The following is a 21738-nucleotide window of genomic DNA, read 5'->3' as shown; positions in this document are numbered from 1 at the left end:
CATCGTGTTCGAGGGCTGCGAAGATCCTGCGGACAGGTGTTTCAACGCACGTTTCGTTGGGCGGCCGTGGGGGAGGTCACTGACACGATGATCGGGTTGCGCGGCGGGGGCCACGCGTCCTAGAAAAGCAGTCGGGTGGAGATATGCATCGCGGTGGCGGACTGGGCGAGGGGACTGATGACCTGGGTCCTCGACGTGCCCGGCGGGGAAGGCACCGGCGCGAGGCGGAGGAGTCGGCACCGGGACCGGGCGTCCCACTTGAGTCAGAGCGCGCCGAGCGACGTATCGAACGGCGGATCGATCCGTTGCGGGCGGGGAGCAGGAATGGTGGTCGGGTGGGGGTGACGTACAAGTACTTCGGCGCGCCGGACGGCGCGACGGCGGCCCGCGTCCCGATCTCGATGCGCCCCGAGGAACTGGGCGGCGACGAGCTCGGGATGAACGGCATGTTCACCAAGATCAAGCCGGAGACGATGGCGGCGATGGTGCTCACGGGCATCGAGGGCGTCCCGCTGCACCGGGTCCCGCCCCTCGAACTGGTCGTCCTGCACCCCGACTACGCCGTGGTCAAGCTCCCCATGACGGTCGTCGACCCGCTCCGCGGCATCGGCGAGGAAGCGGTCGGCGCGGCGGCCTTCATCTGGTCGACGGTCCCGGACCGGGGCGGACCGCGCGACGCGTTCAACGTGTACCAGCTGCTGCACGAGTGGCAGGACTTCAGCCACCGCCTGCACGAGGCGGGGCATCAGCCTTATTGCCTGGTGTGGCCCTGACACAGGGCCACACGGCGCACGGGGCGGGGTTTCCGGACCCCGCCTTCGTCATGTGCGGTGCGGTGCGGTCGTCAGCCCTTGCTCAGTGACGGCCCCTGTTCACGTTCCGCGCGCAGGGCCGCCATGCGGTGGTGGTACTCGTCCTCGTCGATCTCGCCGCGGGCGAAGCGTTCGGCGAGGAGGTCTTCCGGGCGGGGAGCGGGCCGGGGAACGGCAGGGGTGCCGTCCGGGCGGGTGAGGATGCGGAAGAGCAGGACGCCGATGGTGATGATCGCCGCCCAGAACAGGATCATGCCCGCCGACATGGCGAACCAGCCCCAGCCGCTGACGTCGTGGTCGTTCCAGAACATCACGGTGCTCACCTTCTCGGGTCGCCTTCGTCTCCACGGTCGTCCGCTTCCGCGGCACCGTCTTGGGCCGAAGAGGCCACGAGATGGGGCCGGAGGGCTCGGCACCTGAACACCGGGGCACTCGGTCCCGTATCCCCCATAGAGGGCCTCTCGCGCCAGACGCGGACAAGCCCGACGTCTCGCGGGCGGACCCCGAAGGGGATGAGCCACGATGAGCCCTACGGCAACGGGAACGGCGACGGCGATCACGGCACGCACGGCGCTGCGCGCGGCGGCGGTGGTCTCCGCCGCCCTCCTCGCCCTCGCCGCCTGCTCCAGCGGAAGCGGCGACGGAAGCGGAAGCGGCGGCAAGGCGAGCGGCTCGGCGGCGGGCGGCGGCTCCGGCACCCGCGTCACCGTCACCGAGACCGACTACGCCCTGAAGCTGTCCCGGTCGTCCTTCACGCCCGGCACCTACACCTTCGTCGCCGACAACGCCGGCAAGGTCACCCACGCCCTGTCGGTCGACGGGCCCGGCGTGCGGGACGCCAAGACCGGCGACGTCCAGGGCGGACAGGAGTCGACGGTGACGGTGACCCTGAAGAAGGGCACGTACGAGCTGTACTGCCCGATCCCCGGCCACAAGCAGCTCGGCATGGACACGCGCATCCAGGTCGGTTAGCCGCAGCCGGGCGGACGGCCCGGGCCGTCCGGGTCCAGCAGCTCCAGGAGCGTGGCACGGGCGCGGGCCACGCGGGAGCGGACCGTGCCGACCGGGCAGCCGGTGCGGGCCGCCGCCTCCGTGTAGGGCAGGCCGGCGAGCTGGGTGAGGACGAAGGCCTCACGGCGTTCGGCGGGCAGCGCGGCCAGGAGGTCGAGGAGCGCCACGCCGTCGTCGAAGCCGGGCAGGCCGTGCGGCTGGGCGCGTTCGACGGCCAGCTGCCAGTCGGCCACCTGGGCGGCGCGCGGCCGGGCGGCGGCGGTGCGGATGCTGTCGACCACCGCGCGGCGGGCGATGGACAGCAGCCAGGCGCGCGCCGAGGAACGGCCCTCGAAGCGGTGCAGGCTGCCGAGGGCGCGCAGGAACGTGTCCTGGGCGAGGTCGTCGACGGCCTGCGGATCGGCGCACAGGTGGGCGACGTAGCGCAGGACGTCGCGGTGCAGCGCGCGCACGAACCGCTCGACGGCGTCGGCGTCACCGGCTCGGGCGGCGAGCGCCCACGCGGTTATCGACTCGTCGACGCAGGGGGTGCCGATGGGGTCTGCCGGTGTCGCGGGCAGGGTGGAGGTGATCACCTGGGTCCTGGTCCTTCCGGGAACCGTGATCCGGAGCGCGGCGGCGCAGGCGCACGCACCTGGGCGCGGGCCGCGGTCCGGTGAGCGGGAAGGGGCGGCCGTACGGCCGTGTCGTCACGGTGTACGGCCGAACCGGAGGCGCGCCGGACGGCGGCCCCGGTGCTCCGGCTGTCGTCAGGCGACAGCGGGCCGCGCCGGCGGACCCCGGGAGGTGATCGCGTGGACGAGGTGGAGTCGCCGCGGCGCCGGGTCCGAACCGCCGCGGCGCACACCGGCGCGGGGGCGGTCCGGGGCGGCGGGCACGGCGAGCGGCAGCCGCAGGGGCGCCGCCAGCCATCCGGCGACGGCCCGCAGGATGCGGAACGCGGCCTTCTCGCCGTGGGCCAGCCACAGTCCGCACAGCAGGGCGGCCAGGAGGTGGGCGGCGAGCATGCCGGTGGTGGGTGCGCCGGGGACGACGGCGGGGTGGGATGCGTGGGGCATGGCGGCCATGTGGGACATGTCCATGCCGGTCATGGGCATCTGCGTCGACCCCATGTCCATCGATCCCCTGCCCATCGCACCCATGGCCCGTGGCTGCGCCAGCGAGAACGACGCGTGCAGTGCCGTCTGCGCGGCGACCACGACGGCCACCACGACGGGCAGTCCCCGCTCACGACCCGCCAGGCACCAGCCCGCGGTGCCGGTGCCCGCCGCGCCGGCGACGAGTGCCCAGGCGGGCACGTACTGGCCGGACATCATGACGTGGGCCAGGGCGGCGAGCAGCACGCTGACGGCCGCGAACAACGCGGCCCTCAGCGTGCGTGAACACCGCCCGGCTGTCATGGCGCCTCATCCTCGCATCCGGATCGGAGCCGTCGGCCGTGAGTACGGGAAAGCCACAGGGACCACACTCACCTCTCAGGCTGTGATCCGTGACACGAGGAGAGGGAAACGCGCCGGCTACTCGGCCGTGCCCCGGCCGTGACGACCGCGTGCCAGGGCGAACCCGGCCGCGCCCAGCCCCAGCACGCCGACGACCAGTCCGGCGACGCCGAGGGCACGGGCGGTGGAGTCGCTGCCGTCGGTCCCGGCGGCGGAGGAGGAGGTGGAGGCGGTGGACGAGGCGTCCTGCGAGGCGGTCGGCGCCGGAGACTCCCCGGCGGTCAGCTTCAGCGCAGGTGCCGGGTTCTCCGGCTCCTCGTCGCCCGAGGACGCCTCCTCGATCCAGCGGGCCACCTTGCCGTCGGAGTACGTCTGCAGCGTCTTGAAGGCCAACTCGCTCGTGTTGTCGGGAAGTTGACCGAAGGCGACGTCGAAGTCCTCGTACTGGCCCGGGCCGATCCTCCCGCCGGTCCAGGTGATCTCGGAGACGGCGTCGGTGATGGTGCCGTCGTCGGTCTTCACCGGCGTCTTGAGCTTGGTGGTGGTGACCTTGGCGGTCCAGCCGTCGCGCGGGGAGACCAGGACGCCGAGGACGGGGTGGTCGGTGGGCAGGAAGACCTGCACCTTCGTGGTGGAGGCGGTGTCCTCCTCGTTGGGCACGCGGAAGGTGAGCAGGCCGTCGGTGGCGCCCTTGGCGTAGGTCTCGGGGTGGACGGTGACGTGTGCGGCGGCGGCGCCCGCGGCGGCCAGCAGTCCGGCCGCGGTCAGGGCGGTGACGACGCCGGCGCGGCGCAGCGTGGTTCGTGCTCGGGACATGGGTGGGTGAGTCTCCGTACGGGATGGGGTGTCGGTCGGTGGTCAGGCGTACGTCGTCCCGGCCGGCGGGCCGCGCCGGTGGACGGCGTACCGCAGCCGCACGCCCCGCCCGGCCCCCGGCTCCGCGCCCCCTCTCCCCCGTACGAGCCCCGGTGTGTCCGGCACCCCCTGCCGCCCGCCCCGCAACCACGCGACGAGCCCCGGCACGAGGGCGGCCGTCCGCCGCAGCAGCGACCACACCGCGGCCTCCCCGCGCCGCAGCCACCAGGTCAGCACGAGCGCCGCGCCGACGTGGGCGGCACCGGCGTGCGGGGTCACCGGGTGCACGCGGTGCAGGTGATGCATGGTGTACGCCTGGTCCATCGCCATCCCGGCGTGCGGCCGCACGGCGTCGAACACGAGGTGCAGTCCGCCCTGCGCGCCGAGCATCCCCGCGCCGATGCCGGCCAGCGACCGCTCCCGCCCGCCGAGCAGGCACCCGGCGGCGAACACCGGCGCCGCCCCGGCGGCCTGCGCCCACACCGGGGGCGCCGCGCCGGCGGCCAGGGCGTGTCCCCCGGCGGCGAGCAGCACGCACAGCACGGCGAAGACCGCGGCCCGCAGCGCCCGCACCGCCCAGGACGCACCGTCCCCGCCCACTCGCATCACCGCCCGTGTCACCTGCTCGGACCCGCCACCTCCGTACGGGTCGGACGCGCACACCGTTCAGTTCCCGAGCCCCGGGTCAAGCCGTCCCAAAGAAACCCACGGCTCATTCCGAAGCAGCCCACGTCTCGTCCCCGAGGACTCGCGTCTCATCCCGGAGAAGCCACGTCGTCCTCCCCCACGCACCGCTCCCCCTGCCGGATCGACCGCACGGCCCCGCTCAGTTCCACCAGCACCTCGTCGATGCCGGCGACCCGGTCGGAGACGGACACCTCGACCGCCGGGTCACGGCCGAAGGTGACCAGGACGCGGCGGCCGTCGTGGCCGGTGGAGGGGCGCCAGACCCAGTCCACGCCGTCGACGGCGATACACGGGTCGACGGTCGCGGCCGGCGGGGCCAGCCCGCAGCGCAGGGTCACCGCGCCGTCGCCCCAGACGGCCACGCCGGGCAGGCCGGTGCCGGCCCGCTCGCGCCCGTCGAGGGCGTCCGGGGAGGCGTCGGTGACGCGCGCGCACGGCGGCGCGTCACCGCGGGGCGCGGCGCTGAGGCCGTGGGCGGGAGAGTTCGCCTCCCGTACGACGAGCACCGTCCCGGCGACCAGACCCGCGGCGGCGAGGGCGACGGCGACCCGCTTCCCGCGCCCGGACGTGACGCTCACGAACAGCTCCCCTCCCCCGGCGACGGACCGCCCCCAGTCAGCCCTCAGGCGGAGGCGTCCCGGGGCCCGCCCACCGTGAAGCCGATGACCGAGCCGCCGCCCTCCCGCAGGGAGGCGAACGGCGCTCCTCCGTGGGCGAGGGCGACCTCGCGGACGATGGAGAGGCCGAGCCCGGAGCCCGGCAGGGAGCGCGCGTCGGCGGCGCGGTAGAAGCGGTCGAAGATGCGCATCAGGTCGGCGTCGGCGATGCCGGGCCCGCGGTCGAGGACCTCGACGCGGACCGTGCCCGGCCGGGCGGGCCCGACGACGCTGATCTCGATGGGTCCGTTGCCGTCCCGGTCGAACTTGGCCGCGTTCTCGACCAGGTTGGAGATCGCCCGGGTCAGCATCCCCGGCCGCCCGTCGGTGGTGGTGTCGCCGCCGGCCCGTACGGTGATCTCCCGCCCGGTGCGCCGCCGCGCGAGCCCCGCCACGTCCTCCGCGAGCTCGGCGAGGTCGACCTTCTGCGGCGGCTCGGTGTCGGACTGGCCGGCCGCGAGGTCGACCAGCTCGTTGACCAGGTCGGTCAGTTCGCGGGCCTCCTGGGAGAGGTCGGCGACGAGGTCCTCGCGGGTGCCGGGCGAGAGTTCGTCGATCCGGCGCAGCAGGGAGATGTTGGTCCGCAGCGAGGTCAGCGGGGTGCGCAGCTCGTGCCCCGCGTCCTGGACCAGCCGGCGCTGGTCCTCCTCCGACTGGGCGAGCCGGCCCAGCATGCGGTCGAAGGCGCGGCCGAGGCGGCCCACCTCGTCGTAGCCGGTGACCGGCACCTGGATGCCGAGCCGCCGGGTGCGGGCGACGTCCTCCGCGGCCGAGGTGAGGATGATCAGCCGGCGCGTGATGCGCCGGGCCAGCCACCAGCCGAACAGACCGGCCGCCGTCACGACCGCGGCCATCAGGATCAGCGTCCGCTGCTGGAGCGCGCGCAGCAGGTCCTCGGTGTCGCTGAACTCCTGCGCCACCTGCACCGCGCCCCGCCCCTTGCCGAGGGCGACGGTGGCGACGCGGTAGACGTCCTGGCCGACGTCGACGTCCTTGTGCTCGACCATCCGGCCCGCGCTCGGGGCCGCCGCGGTCCGCCGGTCGCCGGAGGTCACGGGCAGTGCCGGGCTGCCGCGGTCGACGACCGAGCCGTCCGGGCCCAGCACCTGCACGTCCGTGCGGGCCGGCCGCACGATGTCGTGGCCCGGCGCCGAGGAGGAGAAGTCCTCCGTCGTCATGCTGTGCTGCCGCACCTCGTCCCGCAGGTCCTGCACGACCTGGTCGAACACGGACTCCTGGTCGACCCGCACCAGCCGGGCGGCGGCGCTGTACGACAGCACGCCGACCAGGACGGTGACGGCGGCGGTGACGGCCGCGAACGACACGGCGAACGTGGTGCGCAGCGAGACGAGCCCGGGCCGCCTCCTGGTCAGCAGCCGCCTGAGGCGGCCCACTCAGTCCTCCCGCAGCACGTAACCCACGCCCCGCACGGTGTGGATCAGCTGCGGGGCGCCGGGCTCGTCGAGCTTGCGGCGCAGGTAGCCGACGTACACGGCGAGGTTCTTGGAGCCGGGGCCGAAGTCGTAGCCCCAGATGCGGTCGTAGATGGTGGAGTGGTCGAGGACGATCCCGGCGTTGCGCACGAGCAGTTCCAGCAGTTCGAACTCGGTGCGGGTGAGCTCCAGTTCGCGTGCCCCGCGCCAGGCGCGCCGCGCCTGGACGTCCATGCGCAGTCCGGCGGCCTCGATCTGGCGGTCGGTGGCGGCGGCCGGGGGTTCCTTCGGCACGTCGGCCAGCGGGCCGTGGTCGGAGGACGTCCGGCGCAGCAGGGCGCGCAGCCGGGCGAAGACCTCCTCGACGTCGAAGGGCTTGACCACGTAGTCGTCGGCGCCCGCGTCCAGGCCGGCGATCCGGTCGGCGGTCTCGACGAGCGCGGTGAGCATGAGGATCGGGGTGCGGTCGCCCTCGGCGCGCAGCACCCGGCAGACCTGGAGGCCGTCGATGCCGGGCATCATCACGTCGAGGAGGAGCACGTCGGGGGCGCTGCGGTGGGCCTGCGCCAGCGCCTCGACACCGTCGGCGACCGCGGTGACCTGGTAGCCCTCCAGCGTCAGGGCGCGCTCCAGGGCGTGGCGGATGGCGCGGTCGTCTTCGGCGAGCAGCACAGTTTGGGGCACGCCACCAGTCTGCCAAGGCCTGCGGCGGTTCAGCCGGGTGAGCGGCCCCACGATCGGCCTTTTTACCGCGCTCTCACCGTCACAGACGCAACCCGGGGGTGTGCGCCTACCGTCCTCTCACCGTCGGCCGCCGCGGCCTGGGGGCTGCCCGCCCCCAGACCCCGCCCCGCCCCGCCCCGGAAGGGGCCTCGTCCTCAGACGCCGGACGGGCCGGTGGGCGAAAGAGCGGCCAGTTGCTCGGCGAACGGCACGAACGCGGGCTTCTCCGTCCGCCTCGGCAGCCCCGTCAGCAGCGCCGCCAGCTCCCCCGCCGCCCGTTCGATGCGGCCGTCCAGGCCCTCCGCGCCCCAGTCCTCCGAGGCGGCGTAGACCCCGGTCGGGACGACCACGGCGCGCAGGTAGGAGAAGAGCGGGCGCAGGGCGTGGTCGAGGACCAGGGAGTGCCGGGCCGTGCCGCCGGTCGCGGCGATCAGCACCGGCTTGCCCTGGAGCGCGTCCGGCTCGACGACGTCGAAGAACGACTTGAACAGTCCGCTGTACGACGCCGAGAACACCGGCGTGACGACGACCAGCCCGTCCGCCCCGGTCACCGCGTCGATCGCGGCGGCCAGCCGCCGGCCCGGGAACCCGTTGGTGAAGTGGTGCGCGATCTCCACGGCGAGGTCGCGCAGCTCCACGACCTCCACCTCGACCGGCGTCTGCCGGCCCACGGCCGCGGCGAGCCGGTCGCCCAGCAGCCGGGTGGACGACGGCACGCTCAGCCCCGCCGAGACGACGACGAGCTTCATGCGGACACCTCCTCGCGGGCGGCGGCCAGCAGCGACGCGTGCGTGGGCGCCTCGGGCACCCCGGCCGGCCGGCCGACCTCGAACTCCTTGCGCAGCACCGGCACGACCTCCTCGCCGAGCAGGTCGAGCTGTTCCAGCACGGTCTTCAGCGGCAGCCCCGCGTGGTCGACCAGGAACAGCTGGCGCTGGTAGTCGCCGGCGTACTCGCGGAACGCCAGCGTCTTCTCGATGACCTGCTGCGGGGACCCCACGGTCAGCGGGGTCTGGTCGGTGAACTCCTCCAGCGACGGCCCGTGCCCGTACACCGGCGCCACGTCGAAGTACGGCCGGAACTCGCGCACCGCGTCCTGGGAGTTGCGGCGCATGAACACCTGGCCGCCCAGGCCGACGATCGCCTGCTCCGGGGTGCCGTGCCCGTAGTGGGCGTAGCGGGTCCGGTACAGCTCGACCATGCGCTTGGTGTGGTCCGCGGGCCAGAAGATGTTGTTGTGGAAGAACCCGTCGCCGTAGTAGGCGGCCTGCTCGGCGATCTCCGGCGAGCGGATCGAGCCGTGCCAGACGAACGGGGGCACCCCGTCCAGCGGCCGCGGCGTCGAGGTGAAGCCCTGCAACGGCGTGCGGAACTTGCCCTCCCAGTCCACGACGTCCTCGCGCCACAGCCGGCGCAGCAGCGCGTAGTTCTCCACGGCGAGCGGGATGCCCTGCCGGATGTCCTGGCCGAACCAGGGGTAGACCGGTCCGGTGTTGCCGCGGCCCATCATCAGGTCCACCCGGCCGTCGGCCAGGTGCTGGAGCATCGCGAAGTCCTCGGCGATCTTCACCGGGTCGTTGGTGGTGATGAGGGTGGTGGAGGTGGAGAGGATCAGCTTCTCCGTCTGCGCGGCCACGTATCCGAGCATGGTCGTCGGCGACGACGGCACGAACGGCGGGTTGTGGTGCTCGCCGGTGGCGAAGACGTCGAGGCCGACCTCTTCGGCCTTCAGCGCGATGGCGACCATGGCCTTGATGCGCTCGCGCTCGGTCGGCGTACGGCCCGTGGTGGGGTCCGGCGTGACGTCGCCGACGCTGAAGATCCCGAACTGCATGGTCGCTCAACCTCCAAGTTGTTGACCGTTCAACCATACAGCCGAACGACGACCCGGGCCGCCGTATTCCGCGGGCCTTCCGGGAGCGTCTCCGGGCACTGTCAGCGGGGCGGCCTACGATCCCGGCATGGCCGCCGCACGCCGTGACACCCGAGGGATCGTCGACCCCGCGGACTTCCTCGCCCGCGTGGACTTCCGCCGCCCCGACGCCGCCGAGCCGCTGCGCGCGTACGTCGAGTACTACTGGCTGATCGACTGGGACCTGACCGAGCCGTACGTCTCGCACGTGGTCCCGCATCCGGCCGTCCACATCGTCTTCCAGCGGTTCGAGGGGCAGGAGCCCTTCGTGGAGGTCGCCGGCGTCCAGCACGGCCTCTTCACGCAGAAGCTGGAGGGGCGGGGCCGGGTGTGCGGCGTCAAGTTCCGCCCGGGCGCCTTCCGGCCCTTCGCGCCGGACCGGCCGGTGAGCGCGTGGACGGGGCGCCGGGTCCGCTCCCCCGCGGTCTTCCCCGACGCCGACCTCGCCGCCGTCCTCGGCCCCGACGACGAGGCGGACCGCGTCGCCGCGCTGGACGCCTTCCTCCTCGCCCTCGACCCGCGCCCCGACCCCCAGGCCGGCCTCGCGACGACCCTGGCCGCCCGCGCCCGCGACGACCGCTCGATCCGCCGCGTCACCGACCTGGCCGCCACGGAGGGCATCTCGGTACGCCTCCTCCAGCGCCTCTTCGCCACGTACGTCGGCGTCGGCCCCAAGTGGGTCATCCTCCGCCACCGCATCCACGAGGCCCTGGAACACGCCGAAACGGACCGCGAGATCAACTGGGCCCGCCTCGCCGCGGACCTGGGCTACGCCGACCAGGCACACCTGGTGAGGGACTTCACGACGACGGTGGGCGTACCGCCGACCAGATACGCCGACCATGCGGCCCCGGCAACGCCCTGAAGGGGCACGGCAAGCCGCGCGACCAGCCCCCACACACCCGCACCCGCCCGCCAACCAAGGAACGCGGCGAACCACACGACCAGCCTCCACCCCCCACACACCCGCACCCGCCCGCCAACCAAGGAACGCGGGGAACCACACGACCAGCCTCCACCCCCCACACACCCGCACCCGGCCGCCAACCAACGAGCGCGGGGAACCGCGCGGCCAGCCCCCACGCGCCCGCACCCGGCCGTCAACCTAACGCGCCACCAACACCAGCCGCCCGCGCACCCCGCCGCCCGCCAGCCGCGCATGGGCCTTCGCCGCGTCCTCCAGGGCGTACGTCTCCGCCACCCGCAGCGTCAGCACGCCCTCGTCCACCAGCCCCGCCAGCTCGGCGAGCCGTGCCCCGTCAGGGGTCACCGCCACCGTGTCGGTCCGTATCCCCCGCACGGACCCCGGCGCCGCGCCCGGAATGACGCCGACGTAGACACCGCCGTCCCGCACCCCCGCCAGCGCCGCCTCGCCGAGGACCGCCGCGTCCAGCACCGCGTCCACGGCGCCCGCCGCCACCGTCCCGCCGGTGAACCGCGCCGCCCCCAGCGACCGTACGAGCTCCTCGTCCTCCGCCCGCGCCAATCCCGTCACCGACACCCCGCGGTGCGCGGCGAGCTGCACCGCGAAGCCGCCGACCGCGCCCGCGGCCCCCGTCACCAGCAGCGACTGCCCCGGCGTCAGCTCCAGCAGGTCCAGGGCCTGAACGGCGGTCAGCGCGTTCAGCGGCAGCGTCGCCGCGTGCACCGCGTCCACCGTGACCGGCGCCTTGGCGACCGCGTCCGTCTCGACCACGACGTACTCGGCGTGCGTGCCCAGTGGCCGCACCATGCCCGGGTCGAGGGCCACCACCTCGTCGCCGACGCTCCACGCCGTGGCCACCCCGGTCGCGTCCACCGTCCCGGCCACGTCCCAGCCGAGCCCGATCTGCTTGCCCGCCCCGCCGAAGGCGCCGGCCCGCACGCCCGCGTCCACCGGGTTCAGCGCCGCCGCCGCGACCCTGATCCGCACCTGCCGGGGCCCCGGCTCGGGCACCTCGCTGTCGACGATCTCCACGGCCTCGGGGCCGCCGAACGTCCTCACCACTGCTGCACGCATGCCAACTCTCCCCACGATCATGGGTGTTCGCGCCGTTCGCGCGTTCCGATGCCCACAACCCTAGAAAGAGCTACTATCTATTCGGAAGTAGTTACCTGAGAGTGCCTACCTACCCGGAGGGGAAGCCATGGCGACCACGACCGCGGCCCAGCGACGCGAGCAGGCACGGTTCGAGTACGACGCCTTCCTCAGGGCCTGCCCCACCAACGAGCTGCTCGGCCGCCTCAGCGACAAATGGGTCAGCCTCGTCGTCGCCGCCCTCTCCGCCGGCCCCATGCGCTACAGCGACCTCAGCCGCAAGATCGCGGGCGTCAGCCCCAAGATGCTGACCCAGACCCTGCGCACCCTCGAACGCGACGGCATCATCAGCCGCACCGTCACCCCGTCCGTCCCGGTCCGCGTCGACTACGAGCTCACCCCGCTCGGCGGCAGCCTCGCCCTGCTGCTGACCGCGGTGAAGAAGTGGGCGGAGACCCACATGGACGAGGTACGCGAGGCCCGCGAGCGCTACGACGCCGACAGCGCCGCCCCGGCTCAGAAGTAGTAGTCGTCCCCGGTGTCCAGCACCAGCACCCGCTGCCGGTCGTTGGCCCTGTTGCGGTCCACCGCACCCCCGCTCCACACCGTGTCGATCTCCACCAGCACCTCCGACGGCACCCCCCGCAGCCGTACCCGCAGGCCGATCTGCTCGCCCAGCCCGTCCGCCGGCAGCGCCCCCACCCGGCACAGCACCGCCCGCGGCCCCGAGCGCGCGCACCCCGCCGGCAGCGCCTGACCGTTCACCAGCGGCTCCGACCAGCGCAGCCGTACCGTCGCGTCCGGCACCGCGGACGGCCCGTGGTTGCGCGGCGTGAACCGCACGTCGACCCGGCCGGCCCTCATCGACGCGGCCCCGTGGTAGGCCAGGTCGGCCTCGGGCCCGCCGCCCTCGGCACCCGCGGGCCCGGCCGCCGCACCGACGGCCGCCATCGCCGCCACCCACACCGCGAGAGACCTCCGCATACGACCACACTCCTCACTCCGGCGCCGCAGGACGTACCGATGTATCCCGCGCGCGGCCGCCCGGCAGGCGCCCTCCATCAGGTGACAGCACCGCCCGTGCCACGCTGTCGCCATGCCGATCGCCCGCTCCGCCGCCCTGTTCGTCCTCGCCGCGCTCTTCGAGATCGGCGGCGCCTGGCTGATCTGGCAGGGCGTGCGCGAACACCGCGGCTGGCCGTGGACGGCCGGCGGCGTCCTCGCCCTGGGCGCCTACGGCTTCGTCGCCACCTTCCAGCCCGACGCCCACTTCGGCCGCATCCTGGCGGCGTACGGGGGCGTCTTCGTCGCGGGCTCGATCCTGTGGGGGGTGGTGGCGGACGGTTACCGCCCGGACCGCTGGGACATCGCGGGGGCGGCGATCTGCCTGGCGGGCATGGCCGTGATCATGTGGGCTCCGCGGAACGGCGGATGACCGGCCCCACCCGGGCGCACGGGGCCGCCGCCTATCCTGGCCTCAGCGAACCCGCCACCGAACCCGCCTAGGAGCAGCCTGATGGCCCCGTCCCGCATAGCGATCGTCACCGGTGCGAGCAGCGGAATCGGCGCCGCCACCGCCCGGCAGCTCGCCGAGGCCGGCTACCGGGTCGTCCTGACCGCCCGCCGCAAGGACCGCATCGAGGCGCTGGCCGAGGAGATCAACGCGGCCGGGCACGCGGCGACGGCGTACCAGCTGGACGTCACCGACCGGGCCGCGGTGGACGAGTTCGCGACGGCCTTCAAGACGATCGCCGTGCTCGTCAACAACGCCGGCGGCGCGCTCGGCGCCGACCCGGTGGCGACCGGCAACCCCGACGACTGGCGCACGATGTACGAGACGAACGTCATCGGCACCCTGAACCTCACCCAGGCCCTGCTGCCCAAGCTGGTCGCCAGCGGCGACGGCACGGTGGTCGTCGTCTCCTCCACCGCAGGCCACGGCACCTACGAGGGCGGCGCGGGCTACGTCGCCGCCAAACACGGCGCCCACGTCCTCGCCGAGACCCTGCGCCTGGAGATCGTCGGCCAGCCCGTGCGGGTGATCGAGATCGCGCCCGGCATGGTCAAGACGGACGAGTTCGCCCTCACCCGCTTCGGCGGCGACGAGGAGAAGGCGGCGAAGGTCTACCAGGGCGTGGCCGAGCCCCTCACCGCCGACGACGTCGCCGAGACCATCACCTGGGCGGTCACCCGCCCGCACCACGTCAACGTCGACCTCCTGATCCTGCGCCCGCGCGCCCAGGCGTCGAACACCAAGGTCCACCGGGAGTTGTGATGGCGGACGCGGAGGAGGCGGACCGGCGACGGCTGGCCCTGGAGAAGAAGCGCGAACGGTACGTCTGGTACTACCTCGCGTACTTCCTCTTCGGCATCCACATCGTGGCGTTCGTGATGATCTACGCGGTGCTGCACGCGAAGTGAGCGGTTAGGGTCACACCACGTGGACAGACACATACCGTTCGACGCGCTGCACAACTTCCGCGACCTGGGCGGCTACACGACCCGCGACGGCCTGCGGATCCGCCCCCGCCGCCTGTACCGCGCGGACTCGCTGGGCAGGCTGCGACCGGGCACCGAGGACTGGTCCCGCTTCCTCGCCCTGGACATCCGCACGGTGGTCGACCTGCGTCACCCCTGGGAGGCCGAGGCACGCGGCCGCGTCCCCGACCACCCGTCCTTCGACTACCACAACCTCAGCATCGAGCACCGCCCGTACGACCAGGCCGCGTTGGGACCCGACGAGGACCCGGGCCCGTACCTGGCGGCGCGGTACATGGAGGTGGCGGAGGACGGCACGAAGGAGATCCGCCGCGCACTGGAGCTGATCGCCCAGGCGGCGGACTCCGCGCGCCCCCTGGTCTTCCACTGCGCGTCGGGCAAGGACCGCACGGGCCAACTGGCCGCGCTGGTCCTGTCGTTGCTGGACGTCCCGGACGAGACGATCGTCGAGGACTACAGCCTCACCGAACTGGCCGCACCCGCGCTGCGGGCGGCCTGGACGGCACGCGAGGGCCGCGAGCCGTCCTGGCCGGGCTTCGGCCGCGCCCCGGCGGCGGTCATGCGCACGTTCCTCACCGCCATGCGGGCCCGCCACGGCTCGATCGAGACATACGTGACCCGGGAACTGGCCCTGGACGCACAGGAGTTGGCGACACGCCTCCGCACGGCGCTGCTCGAACCCCACCCGTCCGCGCACCCGCCCCTGACCTACCGCAAGGCGACCCCGCCCGACGCGGCGACCCTGGTCCGCCTCCGCGACTCGGCCGCCCTGTGGCAACTGGCCCGCGGCATCGACCAGTGGAAGCCGGGCGAGAAGGACGAGAGGCACTTCCGCACGCGGATGGCCGAGGGCGAGGTCTGGCTGGCCCACTCGGGCCCCCACCTCACCGGCGCCTGGGAACTGTGGTGGCAGGACGAGGCGGCCTGGGGCCCGCGCCCCGCCGACGCGGGCTACATCCACCGCCTGATGACCACCCCGCACACGGCCCCACCGGGCACGGGCCGCCGCATGCTCGCGGAAGCCGAGTCCCGCATCGCGGCGGCGGGCCGTCCCTACGCCCGCCTCGACTGCCTCGCCTCCAACCCCCGCCTCCGCGCGTACTACGAGTCGGCGGGCTACCGGGCCGTAGGCGAACAGCCCGTACAGGACGGCAACGCAGGCAGCCCGTACACGGTGACCCTGCTGGAAAAGCGGCTGAGCTGACTCAGCCCTTCACGCACACGACCTGCTTCAGCTTCGCCACGACCTCCACCAGGTCCCGCTGCTGGTCGATGACCTGCTCGATCGGTTTGTAGGCGCCGGGAATCTCGTCCACGACGCCGGAGTCCTTGCGGCACTCCACGCCCCGCGTCTGCTCCTCCAGGTCCTTCGTCGAGAACCGGCGCTTGGCCGCGTTGCGGCTCATGCGCCGGCCGGCGCCGTGGGACGCGGAGTTGAAGGCCTTCTCGTTGCCGAGACCCTTCACGATGTACGACCCCGTGCCCATCGAGCCCGGGATGATCCCGTACTCGCCGGAGCCGGCCCGGATCGCGCCCTTGCGGGTCACGAGCAGGTCCATGCCGTCATAGCGCTCCTCGGCCACGTAGTTGTGGTGCGCGCTGATCTCGGGCTCGAAGACCGGCTTCGCCTTCCGGAACTCCTTGCGGATCACGTCCTTCAGGAGCGCCATCATGATCGAGCGGTTGCGCTTGGCGTACTCCTGCGCCCAGAACAGGTCGTTGCGGTACGCCGCCATCTGCGGGGTGTCCGCGACGAAGACGGCGAGGTCGCGGTCGACCAGGCCCTGGTTGTGCGGGAGCTTCTGGGCCACGCCGATGTGGTGCTCGGCCAGCTCCTTGCCGATGTTGCGGGATCCGGAGTGCAGCATCAGCCATACAGAACCGGTCGTATCCGTGCACACCTCGACAAAGTGGTTGCCCGATCCGAGCGTTCCCATCTGCTTTTCCGCACGCTCATGGCGAAACCGGACCGATTCCGCCACCCCGTCGAACCGCCCCCAGAAGTCGTCCCAGCCGGCCGTGGCGAAGCCGTGCAGGCGGCCCGGGTCGACGGGGTCGTCGTGCATCCCCCGGCCCACCGGAATCGCCTGCTCGATCTTCGAGCGCAGGCGCGAGAGGTCGCCGGGCAGGTCGTTGGCCGTCAGGGACGTCTTCACCGCCGACATCCCGCAGCCGATGTCCACCCCCACCGCCGCCGGGCACACGGCGCCCCGCATCGCGATGACCGAGCCGACCGTCGCGCCCTTGCCGTAGTGCACGTCCGGCATGACCGCGAGGCCCTTGATCCAGGGCAGGGTCGCGACGTTGCGCAGCTGCTGCATCGCCACGTCCTCGACCGTCGCGGGGTCGGTCCACATGCGGATGGGGACCTTCGCGCCCGGCATCTCCACGTACGACATAACGTCCTCGTTCCCCCGGAAAAGAATAGAAGTCAGAAATCGCAAAAACCGGCGCCAAGGTCGATGAACAGGACAACGGACCGGCGTCTGCGGCCATGCGTGCGATAGACATTGTCTCCAGGGGGCGCCCCCGTGCGGCAAGCGATTAACCAGCGGGGACACTGGTGGTGCCCCACCCCCGACCCACCGTCGAGAGGAGCCTGACCGTGCAGCGGAAGGCCTACGTACCCGGCGTCGCCGTCCTCCTCGCGGCGCTGCTGGCCGGCTGCACCGGCGGCTCCGGCGACGGCGGCACGACCGACGACGCCAACCCCGGCAACGCCGGCACCGCGACCGCGGCGGCCCAGCCCGGCAAGTACCGCACGCTGCCGGAGGCGTGCGCGGCGGTGCCCCAGGCCACCCTCGACTCCCTGCTGCCCGGCATCAAGCAGATCGCGGACCAGGAGCAGCGGGACAAGGCGTACGCGGGCGAGGCGACGCTGACGTACGACACGGACCGCAAGGTCGGCTGCCGCTGGAAGGTGGAGTCGGCGGACGCGACGGACCATCTGCTCGTCGACTTCGAGCGGGTGGTGTCGTACGACAACTCCGTCAGCGACGACAGCGAGGCGCAGCAGCTGTTCGCGACGAAGCAGGAGGCCGCGGACCTGCCCGAGCCGGCCGCCTCCACCACGACGACGAGCCCGACGTCCTCCACCGGCGGCCCCACGCCCGGCACTTCGGCATCCGCCTCGACGTCGTCCTCGTCGTCCGCCTCGTCGTCCGCCTCCTCCTCCGTCACCCCCGCCGACCTCCAGCCGCGCACCCTCGACGGCCTGGGCGACGAGGCGTTCCTCGACGACGAGCTCAGCGGCTCCGCCTCGACGGCCCAGCAGCGCACGGTGACTGTGGCGTTCCGCACGTCGAACGTGATCGTGACCATCGAGTACGAGGAGCAACCGGCCGGCGTCGGCATCGCTCCGGACAGCAAGGAAATGCAGGACAAGGCCCGGAAACTGGCCGCCCAGCTGGCCGACACGCTCGGCGGTTAGCACCGGTTCTTCACCTCCGTGCACCCGTCCGCAAAGCCCGCGAAGCAGAACCGCACAGGTCCCTCACCGCGTACCGTGGCCCCTCGGACCCGATCCGACCGCAGGAACCACGAGTGTCATGAGTGAAGGAACCATGCAGCGACCAGCACAGCGAGACCGGCGGAACGAGCGAGAGACGGGCGCGGGGCGCAGGGGCCGGGGCCCCGTGCTGGCCGGCGCGGTCGTCCTTCCTGCGATGCTGCTCGCGGTGGGATGCTCCTCCGGCTCCGGTTCGGACGACTCCGCGGACCAGGAGTCGGCCACCGGCGGGGCCTCGGTCTCCGCGAGCGCCTCGCCCACCGTGCAGGCGGCCGCGTACCGGACGCTGCCCAAGGCGTGCGGCGTGCTGTCGAAGAAGACGCTGACCTCGCTGGTGCCCAAGGGCGTGAAGTCCGCCAAGGAGGGCTCCTCGGACGACATCGCGACGCGGGCCAGCTGTTCCTGGAGCAGCCTGGACAACAACGGCGTCAAGGGCTCGCAGTTCCGCTGGCTCAACGTCTCGCTGCTGCGCTTCGAATCGGACGCGACGCGCGGCGAGGGCAACGCGCTGGCGCACGCGTACTACCAGAAGCAGGTCAAGGACGCCGAGACGGTGGCGGGCGCGAAGAACTCCTCGTCGCGGCCGGTGGCCGGGACGGGCGACGAGGCGACGGCGGTGCGCTACGACCTGAAGAAGAAGGAGGGTTCCTTCAAGCAGCAGACGGTCGTGGCGCGGGTGGAGAACGTCGTCGTCACCCTGGACTACAACGGCGCCGGTCTGGCCGGTGAGAAGACGCCGAACGCCGACACGCTCACCAAGCTGGCCGAGCAGGCGGCCAAGGAGGCGGTGGCGTCGGTGTCGGCGGCGAACGGCGAGGGCGGCGGCGCCGGTTCCGGCACGGGTGCGGCGAGCCCGTCTCCCTCGAAGTCGCCGTCGAAGTCGGCGTCCGCGTCGCCGTCGGAGTCGCCGTCCAAGTCGCCGTCCAAGTCGGCCTCGCCGTCGGCCTCTTCCTCGGCCGCGAAGAAGAGCTGAAGAAGAGCGGACGGTCACATCGAACGGCACCGATACCACGTCCGCCGTACACATGTGCCACTCTGTTGCGCGCAACAGCACGCAATGGGAGGGGAGTACGAGTGGCCGCGCCACTGCAGCTGACTCGGATGCACCGCGTTCTCATCGGCGTGGTCGTGACCGGCGCCGTGATCATCGCCGGCATCGGCTTCGCCGGTTCGTACGCGGCCGTCCGCGAGTTGGCCATCAAGAAGGGCTTCGGGAACTTCGCCTATGTGTTCCCGGTCGGCATCGACGCCGGTATCTGTGTCCTGCTCGCCCTGGACCTCCTCCTGACCTGGATCCGCATCCCGTTCCCGCTGCTGCGGCAGACGGCGTGGCTGCTGACCGCGGCGACGATCGCCTTCAACGGCGCGGCGGCGTGGCCGGATCCGCTGGGCGTGGGCATGCACGGGGTGATCCCGGTGCTGTTCATCGTCGCCGTCGAGGCGGCCCGGCACGCGATCGGGCGGATCGCGGACATCACGGCCGACAAGCACATGGAGGGCGTACGGCTGACGCGGTGGCTGCTGTCACCGGTGCCGACGTTCCTGCTGTGGCGGCGGATGAAGCTGTGGGAGCTGCGCTCCTACGAGCAGGTGATCAAGCTGGAGCAGGAACGGCTGGTCTACCAGGCGCGGTTGCGCTCCCGCTTCGGCCGCGCCTGGCGGCGCAAGGCTCCGGTGGAGTCCCTGATGCCGCTGCGGCTCGCGCGCTACGGCGTCCCGCTGGCGGAGACGGCTCCCGCGGGTCTGGCGGCGGCGGGCATCGAGCCGGCGGTGCTGCCGCCGGCGCCCGAGCCGAGGCCCGTGCCGGTGCCGATGGAGCACCGGGCGGCCGTGCAGGCGCCCGCGCCGGAGCCGCAGCCGGAGCCGGAGCCGGTGGCCGAGCCGGAGGTGAGCCCCTGGCTGCACGCCCGTCATCCGCAGCAGATCGAGTACCACGGCGACTACGACCCGACGTACGACCCGGAGCAGTACGCCCAGTGGTACGCGGAGCAGCAGCAGGCCGAGCAGTACGCGGAGCAGTTCGAGGAAGAGCCCTCCATGGAGGAGACGGGCAGCTTCCCGATCCCGGTGGGCCCGAACCGGACCCGCGAGCTGGGAGAGGGCGGCGGCGCACCGGAGCCGACCGAGGAGGACTACTACCAGATCTTCCGCGAGTCGATAAAGAGCGGCAACGGCGCGCCCTCCGCCCGGGGGTTCATCGCCGACGTCGAGGCGACGTACGAGATCACGCTCCCGCTGCGCGAGGCGGAGCAGATGGTGAACCGCTTCTCCAACCGGCTCAACGCGGAACTGGCGGACGAGCACATCGCATAGGAAGGCGCCCGGTGCCCCGCGGCACCGGGCGCCTTCCTCACGGCGTCACTCCCCGAGCAGGGCCCGCACCCGCTCCTGTCCCACCGCCAGCAGCAGCGTGGGCAGACGGGGACCGGTGTCGCGGCCCACGAGCAGGTGGTACAGCAGCGCGAAGAACGTGCGCTGGGACGTCTTGATCTCGGCCGGCAGCTCCTTGGGCGTCGCGTCGGCCGGGAAGCCCGCCTGCACCTTCGGCACGCCGTAGACGAGGTGGGTCAGCCCGTCCAGCGACCAGTGGTCGGCGAGTCCGTCGAGCAGCAGCCGCAGCGACTGCCGGGAGGCCTCGTCGAGGGACTTCAGCAGCTCGGCGTCGGGCTCGTCGCGGACGATGGTGCGCTGGTCGGCCGGCACGTGGGTGTTGATCCACGCCTCGGCCTTGTCGTACCGCGGCCGGGCCTCGTCGAGGGAGCCGAGCGGGTGGGAGGGGTCCAGCTCGCTCAGGATGCGCAGCGCCTGGTCCTCGTGGCCGGCGGTGATGTCGGCGACCGAGGCGAGTGTGCGGTACGGCAGCGGGCGGGGCGTCTTCGGCAGTTCGCCGGCCGCCGTGCCGACCGCGCGGGAGTGCGCGGCGAGGTCGGCCGGCAGCGCCGAGCCGTCGGCGACCTTCACCTCCAGCTTGTCCCACTCGTCGTAGAGCCGCTGGATCTCCTGGTCGAAGGCGATCTTGAAGGACTGGTTGGGCCGGCGGCGGGCGTAGAGCCAGCGCAGGAGCTGCGGCTCCATGATCTTCAGCGCGTCGGCGGGGGTGGGCACACCGCCCCGCGACGACGACATCTTCGCCATGCCGGAGATGCCGACGAAGGCGTACATGGGTCCGATCGGCTGCTTGCCCCCGAAGATCCCGACGATCTGCCCGCCGACCTGGAAGGAGGACCCGGGCGAGGAGTGGTCGACGCCGGACGGCTCGAAGATCACGCCCTCGTAGGCCCACCGCATCGGCCAGTCGACCTTCCACACCAGCTTGCCGCGGTTGAACTCGTTCAGCCGGACGGTCTCGGCGAAGCCGCAGGCGGTGCAGGTGTACGACAGCTCGGTGCTGTCGTCGTCGTAGGAGGTGACGGTCGTCAGGTCCTTCTCGCAGTTGCCGCAGTACGGCTTGTACGGGAAGTACCCGGCGGAGCCGGAGGAGCCGTCGTCCTCGCTCGCCGCGCCGGAGCCCTCGGCGGCCTCCAGCTCGGCCTCGTCGACGGGCTTCTGCTGCTGCTTCCTGGCCGGGGCCTTCTTGGTGCGGTACTGGTCGAGGATCGCGTCGATCTCGCCCCGGTGCCGCATGGCGTGCAGGATCTGCTCGCGGTAGACGCCTGAGGTGTACTGCGCGGTCTGGCTGATCCCGTCGAACTCCACGCCCAGTTCGGCCAGCGACTCGGTCATCGCGGCCTTGAAGTGCTCGGCCCAGTTCGGGTACGCCGACCCCTTCGGCGCCGGGACGGAGGTCAGGGGCTTGCCGATGTGCTCGGCCCAGGCGTCCTCGTCGACCCCGGCGATGCCCTTGGGCACCTTGCGGTAGCGGTCGTAGTCGTCCCAGGAGATGAGGTGGCGCACCTGGTGCCCGCGCCGCCGGATCTCGTCGGCGACGAGGTGCGGGGTCATGACCTCGCGGAGGTTGCCGAGGTGGATGGGGCCGGAGGGGGAGAGTCCGGACGCGACGACGACCGGTTTGCCCGGGGCCCGACGCTCCGACTCCTCGATGACCTCATCCGCGAAACGGGAGACCCAGTCGGTGGTCTCGGTGCTCTGAGCCACGATCGGCACGTCCTTCTTTCTGAACGGGGTGACACCCCATTCTCACAGACCGGCTTGCGACGACGAAAACCGCTTTACCCGCCGTGGGATA

Annotated in this window: 25 protein-coding genes; 11 read left to right on the top strand and 14 right to left on the bottom strand. The window is 72.6% G+C overall.

Features of this window, described 5'->3' with window-relative positions; genetic code table 11:
• Window positions 1-143: 143 nt before the first annotated feature.
• Window positions 144-773, top strand: a complete 630-nt coding sequence (locus ACYF6T_RS31780; RefSeq protein ID WP_461700789.1) for a hypothetical protein — start codon at window positions 144-146, stop codon at window positions 771-773.
• A 71-nt stretch (window positions 774-844) separates the two neighbouring features.
• Here ACYF6T_RS31780 and ACYF6T_RS31775 read toward each other — a convergent pair whose 3' ends face one another.
• Window positions 845-1123: an SHOCT domain-containing protein gene (locus tag ACYF6T_RS31775; RefSeq protein WP_461700832.1), complete on the bottom strand. Its 279-nt coding sequence runs from the start codon at window positions 1121-1123 to the stop codon at window positions 845-847.
• Between the two features lie 211 nt (window positions 1124-1334).
• Between ACYF6T_RS31775 and ACYF6T_RS31770 the strand changes: the two genes are divergently transcribed.
• Complete coding sequence (locus tag ACYF6T_RS31770; RefSeq protein ID WP_461700787.1) at window positions 1335-1784, top strand: plastocyanin/azurin family copper-binding protein; 450 nt, start codon at window positions 1335-1337, stop codon at window positions 1782-1784.
• Here the strand turns inward: ACYF6T_RS31770 and ACYF6T_RS31765 are convergent.
• The 9 genes from ACYF6T_RS31765 to ACYF6T_RS31725 all read right to left on the bottom strand — a co-directional run bounded on the left by ACYF6T_RS31765 (window position 1781) and on the right by ACYF6T_RS31725 (window position 9450).
• The gene (locus tag ACYF6T_RS31765; protein WP_461700786.1) at window positions 1781-2398 is read right to left on the bottom strand and encodes a sigma-70 family RNA polymerase sigma factor; all 618 of its coding nucleotides are present in this window, start codon (window positions 2396-2398) and stop codon (window positions 1781-1783) included. The two genes, ACYF6T_RS31770 and ACYF6T_RS31765, sit on opposite strands and share 4 nt — an antisense overlap.
• A gap of 174 nt (window positions 2399-2572) precedes the next feature.
• Window positions 2573-3223, bottom strand: a complete 651-nt coding sequence (locus tag ACYF6T_RS31760; RefSeq protein WP_461700785.1) for a hypothetical protein — start codon at window positions 3221-3223, stop codon at window positions 2573-2575.
• A gap of 117 nt (window positions 3224-3340) precedes the next feature.
• Window positions 3341-4078, bottom strand: coding sequence for a YcnI family protein (locus tag ACYF6T_RS31755; RefSeq protein ID WP_461700783.1), 738 nt, complete (start codon window positions 4076-4078; stop codon window positions 3341-3343).
• 42 nt (window positions 4079-4120) lie between these two features.
• Window positions 4121-4723 (bottom strand): hypothetical protein, encoded by a 603-nt coding sequence (locus ACYF6T_RS31750; protein WP_461700830.1) that lies wholly within the window; start codon window positions 4721-4723, stop codon window positions 4121-4123.
• A gap of 149 nt (window positions 4724-4872) precedes the next feature.
• Window positions 4873-5382 carry a DUF3515 family protein gene (locus ACYF6T_RS31745; protein WP_461700781.1) on the bottom strand — a complete coding sequence of 170 codons (510 nt, stop codon included), beginning with the start codon at window positions 5380-5382 and terminating at the stop codon, window positions 4873-4875.
• 44 nt (window positions 5383-5426) lie between these two features.
• Window positions 5427-6854, bottom strand: a complete 1428-nt coding sequence (locus ACYF6T_RS31740; protein WP_461700780.1) for a sensor histidine kinase — start codon at window positions 6852-6854, stop codon at window positions 5427-5429.
• The gene (locus tag ACYF6T_RS31735) at window positions 6855-7565 is read right to left on the bottom strand and encodes a response regulator transcription factor (RefSeq protein ID WP_461700828.1); all 711 of its coding nucleotides are present in this window, start codon (window positions 7563-7565) and stop codon (window positions 6855-6857) included. It abuts the gene before it with no gap.
• Between the two features lie 206 nt (window positions 7566-7771).
• Complete coding sequence (locus tag ACYF6T_RS31730) at window positions 7772-8365, bottom strand: FMN reductase (protein ID WP_461700778.1); 594 nt, start codon at window positions 8363-8365, stop codon at window positions 7772-7774.
• Window positions 8362-9450: an LLM class flavin-dependent oxidoreductase gene (locus tag ACYF6T_RS31725; protein WP_461700776.1), complete on the bottom strand. Its 1089-nt coding sequence runs from the start codon at window positions 9448-9450 to the stop codon at window positions 8362-8364. The genes ACYF6T_RS31730 and ACYF6T_RS31725 overlap by 4 nt, the downstream gene beginning before the upstream one ends.
• A 127-nt stretch (window positions 9451-9577) precedes the next feature.
• Here ACYF6T_RS31725 and ACYF6T_RS31720 point away from each other — a divergent pair, with 127 nt between their 5' ends.
• Entirely contained in the window at window positions 9578-10393 is an 816-nt protein-coding gene (locus tag ACYF6T_RS31720; RefSeq protein WP_461700775.1) for a DUF6597 domain-containing transcriptional factor, read from the top strand.
• Window positions 10394-10633: 240 nt separating this feature from the next.
• On the opposite strand, the gene ACYF6T_RS31715 is transcribed toward ACYF6T_RS31720, so the two are convergent.
• Window positions 10634-11527, bottom strand: coding sequence for an NADP-dependent oxidoreductase (locus ACYF6T_RS31715; protein WP_461700773.1), 894 nt, complete (start codon window positions 11525-11527; stop codon window positions 10634-10636).
• A 127-nt stretch (window positions 11528-11654) separates the two neighbouring features.
• Here ACYF6T_RS31715 and ACYF6T_RS31710 point away from each other — a divergent pair, with 127 nt between their 5' ends.
• Complete coding sequence (locus ACYF6T_RS31710; RefSeq protein WP_461700771.1) at window positions 11655-12071, top strand: winged helix-turn-helix transcriptional regulator; 417 nt, start codon at window positions 11655-11657, stop codon at window positions 12069-12071.
• Here ACYF6T_RS31710 and ACYF6T_RS31705 read toward each other — a convergent pair.
• Window positions 12062-12529: a hypothetical protein gene (locus tag ACYF6T_RS31705; protein ID WP_461700770.1), complete on the bottom strand. Its 468-nt coding sequence runs from the start codon at window positions 12527-12529 to the stop codon at window positions 12062-12064. The two genes, ACYF6T_RS31710 and ACYF6T_RS31705, sit on opposite strands and share 10 nt — an antisense overlap.
• 112 nt (window positions 12530-12641) lie before the next feature.
• Here ACYF6T_RS31705 and ACYF6T_RS31700 point away from each other — a divergent pair, with 112 nt between their 5' ends.
• From ACYF6T_RS31700 to ACYF6T_RS31685, 4 genes are all read left to right on the top strand, one after another.
• Window positions 12642-12980 (top strand): YnfA family protein, encoded by a 339-nt coding sequence (locus ACYF6T_RS31700; protein WP_461700768.1) that lies wholly within the window; start codon window positions 12642-12644, stop codon window positions 12978-12980.
• Window positions 12981-13061: 81 nt separating this feature from the next.
• Entirely contained in the window at window positions 13062-13820 is a 759-nt protein-coding gene (locus tag ACYF6T_RS31695) for an SDR family NAD(P)-dependent oxidoreductase (protein ID WP_461700767.1), read from the top strand.
• A complete protein-coding gene (locus tag ACYF6T_RS31690) occupies window positions 13820-13966 on the top strand; it encodes a hypothetical protein (protein ID WP_461700765.1) in 147 nt (48 codons plus the stop codon). Before ACYF6T_RS31695 ends, ACYF6T_RS31690 begins: the two co-directional genes overlap by 1 nt.
• A gap of 19 nt (window positions 13967-13985) precedes the next feature.
• Complete coding sequence (locus tag ACYF6T_RS31685; protein ID WP_461700764.1) at window positions 13986-15248, top strand: GNAT family N-acetyltransferase; 1263 nt, start codon at window positions 13986-13988, stop codon at window positions 15246-15248.
• A gap of 1 nt (window position 15249) precedes the next feature.
• Here ACYF6T_RS31685 and ACYF6T_RS31680 read toward each other — a convergent pair whose 3' ends face one another.
• Window positions 15250-16443 (bottom strand): RtcB family protein, encoded by a 1194-nt coding sequence (locus ACYF6T_RS31680; RefSeq protein ID WP_461700763.1) that lies wholly within the window; start codon window positions 16441-16443, stop codon window positions 15250-15252.
• Window positions 16444-16649: 206 nt separating this feature from the next.
• On the opposite strand from ACYF6T_RS31680, the gene ACYF6T_RS31675 reads away from it, so the two are divergent.
• The 3 genes from ACYF6T_RS31675 (at window position 16650) to ACYF6T_RS31665 (ending at window position 19865) form a co-directional block, all read left to right on the top strand.
• Window positions 16650-17474 carry a DUF3558 domain-containing protein gene (locus ACYF6T_RS31675; RefSeq protein ID WP_461700761.1) on the top strand — a complete coding sequence of 275 codons (825 nt, stop codon included), beginning with the start codon at window positions 16650-16652 and terminating at the stop codon, window positions 17472-17474.
• A gap of 133 nt (window positions 17475-17607) precedes the next feature.
• Window positions 17608-18525: a DUF3558 family protein gene (locus tag ACYF6T_RS31670; protein WP_461700760.1), complete on the top strand. Its 918-nt coding sequence runs from the start codon at window positions 17608-17610 to the stop codon at window positions 18523-18525.
• A 128-nt stretch (window positions 18526-18653) separates the two neighbouring features.
• Window positions 18654-19865: a DUF2637 domain-containing protein gene (locus ACYF6T_RS31665; protein ID WP_461700758.1), complete on the top strand. Its 1212-nt coding sequence runs from the start codon at window positions 18654-18656 to the stop codon at window positions 19863-19865.
• A gap of 45 nt (window positions 19866-19910) precedes the next feature.
• Here ACYF6T_RS31665 and lysS read toward each other — a convergent pair whose 3' ends face one another.
• On the bottom strand, window positions 19911-21656 hold the full coding sequence (lysS, locus tag ACYF6T_RS31660; protein WP_461700757.1) for a lysine--tRNA ligase: 1746 nt from the start codon (window positions 21654-21656) through the stop codon (window positions 19911-19913).
• Window positions 21657-21738: the final 82 nt, after the last annotated feature.

This window comes from Streptomyces sp. 7R007 (assembly GCF_054850255.1).
This window is presented reverse-complemented; position numbering and strand designations above follow the sequence as displayed.

What these genes read in the sequence shown, in the direction of transcription:
- ACYF6T_RS31705 (WP_461700770.1), bottom strand. Translation starts at nt 12,529, where the DNA reads ATGCGGAGGTCTCTCGCGGTGTGGGTGGCGGCGATGGCGGCCGTCGGT.
- ACYF6T_RS31680 (WP_461700763.1), bottom strand. Translation starts at nt 16,443, where the DNA reads ATGTCGTACGTGGAGATGCCGGGCGCGAAGGTCCCCATCCGCATGTGG.
- ACYF6T_RS31710 (WP_461700771.1), top strand. Translation starts at nt 11,655, where the DNA reads ATGGCGACCACGACCGCGGCCCAGCGACGCGAGCAGGCACGGTTCGAG.
- ACYF6T_RS31760 (WP_461700785.1), bottom strand. Translation starts at nt 3,223, where the DNA reads ATGACAGCCGGGCGGTGTTCACGCACGCTGAGGGCCGCGTTGTTCGCG.
- ACYF6T_RS31780 (WP_461700789.1), top strand. Translation starts at nt 144, where the DNA reads ATGCATCGCGGTGGCGGACTGGGCGAGGGGACTGATGACCTGGGTCCT.
- ACYF6T_RS31715 (WP_461700773.1), bottom strand. Translation starts at nt 11,527, where the DNA reads ATGCGTGCAGCAGTGGTGAGGACGTTCGGCGGCCCCGAGGCCGTGGAG.
- ACYF6T_RS31695 (WP_461700767.1), top strand. Translation starts at nt 13,062, where the DNA reads ATGGCCCCGTCCCGCATAGCGATCGTCACCGGTGCGAGCAGCGGAATC.
- ACYF6T_RS31770 (WP_461700787.1), top strand. Translation starts at nt 1,335, where the DNA reads ATGAGCCCTACGGCAACGGGAACGGCGACGGCGATCACGGCACGCACG.
- ACYF6T_RS31725 (WP_461700776.1), bottom strand. Translation starts at nt 9,450, where the DNA reads ATGCAGTTCGGGATCTTCAGCGTCGGCGACGTCACGCCGGACCCCACC.
- ACYF6T_RS31750 (WP_461700830.1), bottom strand. Translation starts at nt 4,723, where the DNA reads ATGCGAGTGGGCGGGGACGGTGCGTCCTGGGCGGTGCGGGCGCTGCGG.
- ACYF6T_RS31670 (WP_461700760.1), top strand. Translation starts at nt 17,608, where the DNA reads ATGCAGCGACCAGCACAGCGAGACCGGCGGAACGAGCGAGAGACGGGC.
- ACYF6T_RS31700 (WP_461700768.1), top strand. Translation starts at nt 12,642, where the DNA reads ATGCCGATCGCCCGCTCCGCCGCCCTGTTCGTCCTCGCCGCGCTCTTC.
- ACYF6T_RS31665 (WP_461700758.1), top strand. Translation starts at nt 18,654, where the DNA reads ATGCACCGCGTTCTCATCGGCGTGGTCGTGACCGGCGCCGTGATCATC.
- ACYF6T_RS31720 (WP_461700775.1), top strand. Translation starts at nt 9,578, where the DNA reads ATGGCCGCCGCACGCCGTGACACCCGAGGGATCGTCGACCCCGCGGAC.
- ACYF6T_RS31690 (WP_461700765.1), top strand. Translation starts at nt 13,820, where the DNA reads ATGGCGGACGCGGAGGAGGCGGACCGGCGACGGCTGGCCCTGGAGAAG.
- ACYF6T_RS31755 (WP_461700783.1), bottom strand. Translation starts at nt 4,078, where the DNA reads ATGTCCCGAGCACGAACCACGCTGCGCCGCGCCGGCGTCGTCACCGCC.
- ACYF6T_RS31775 (WP_461700832.1), bottom strand. Translation starts at nt 1,123, where the DNA reads ATGTTCTGGAACGACCACGACGTCAGCGGCTGGGGCTGGTTCGCCATG.
- ACYF6T_RS31730 (WP_461700778.1), bottom strand. Translation starts at nt 8,365, where the DNA reads ATGAAGCTCGTCGTCGTCTCGGCGGGGCTGAGCGTGCCGTCGTCCACC.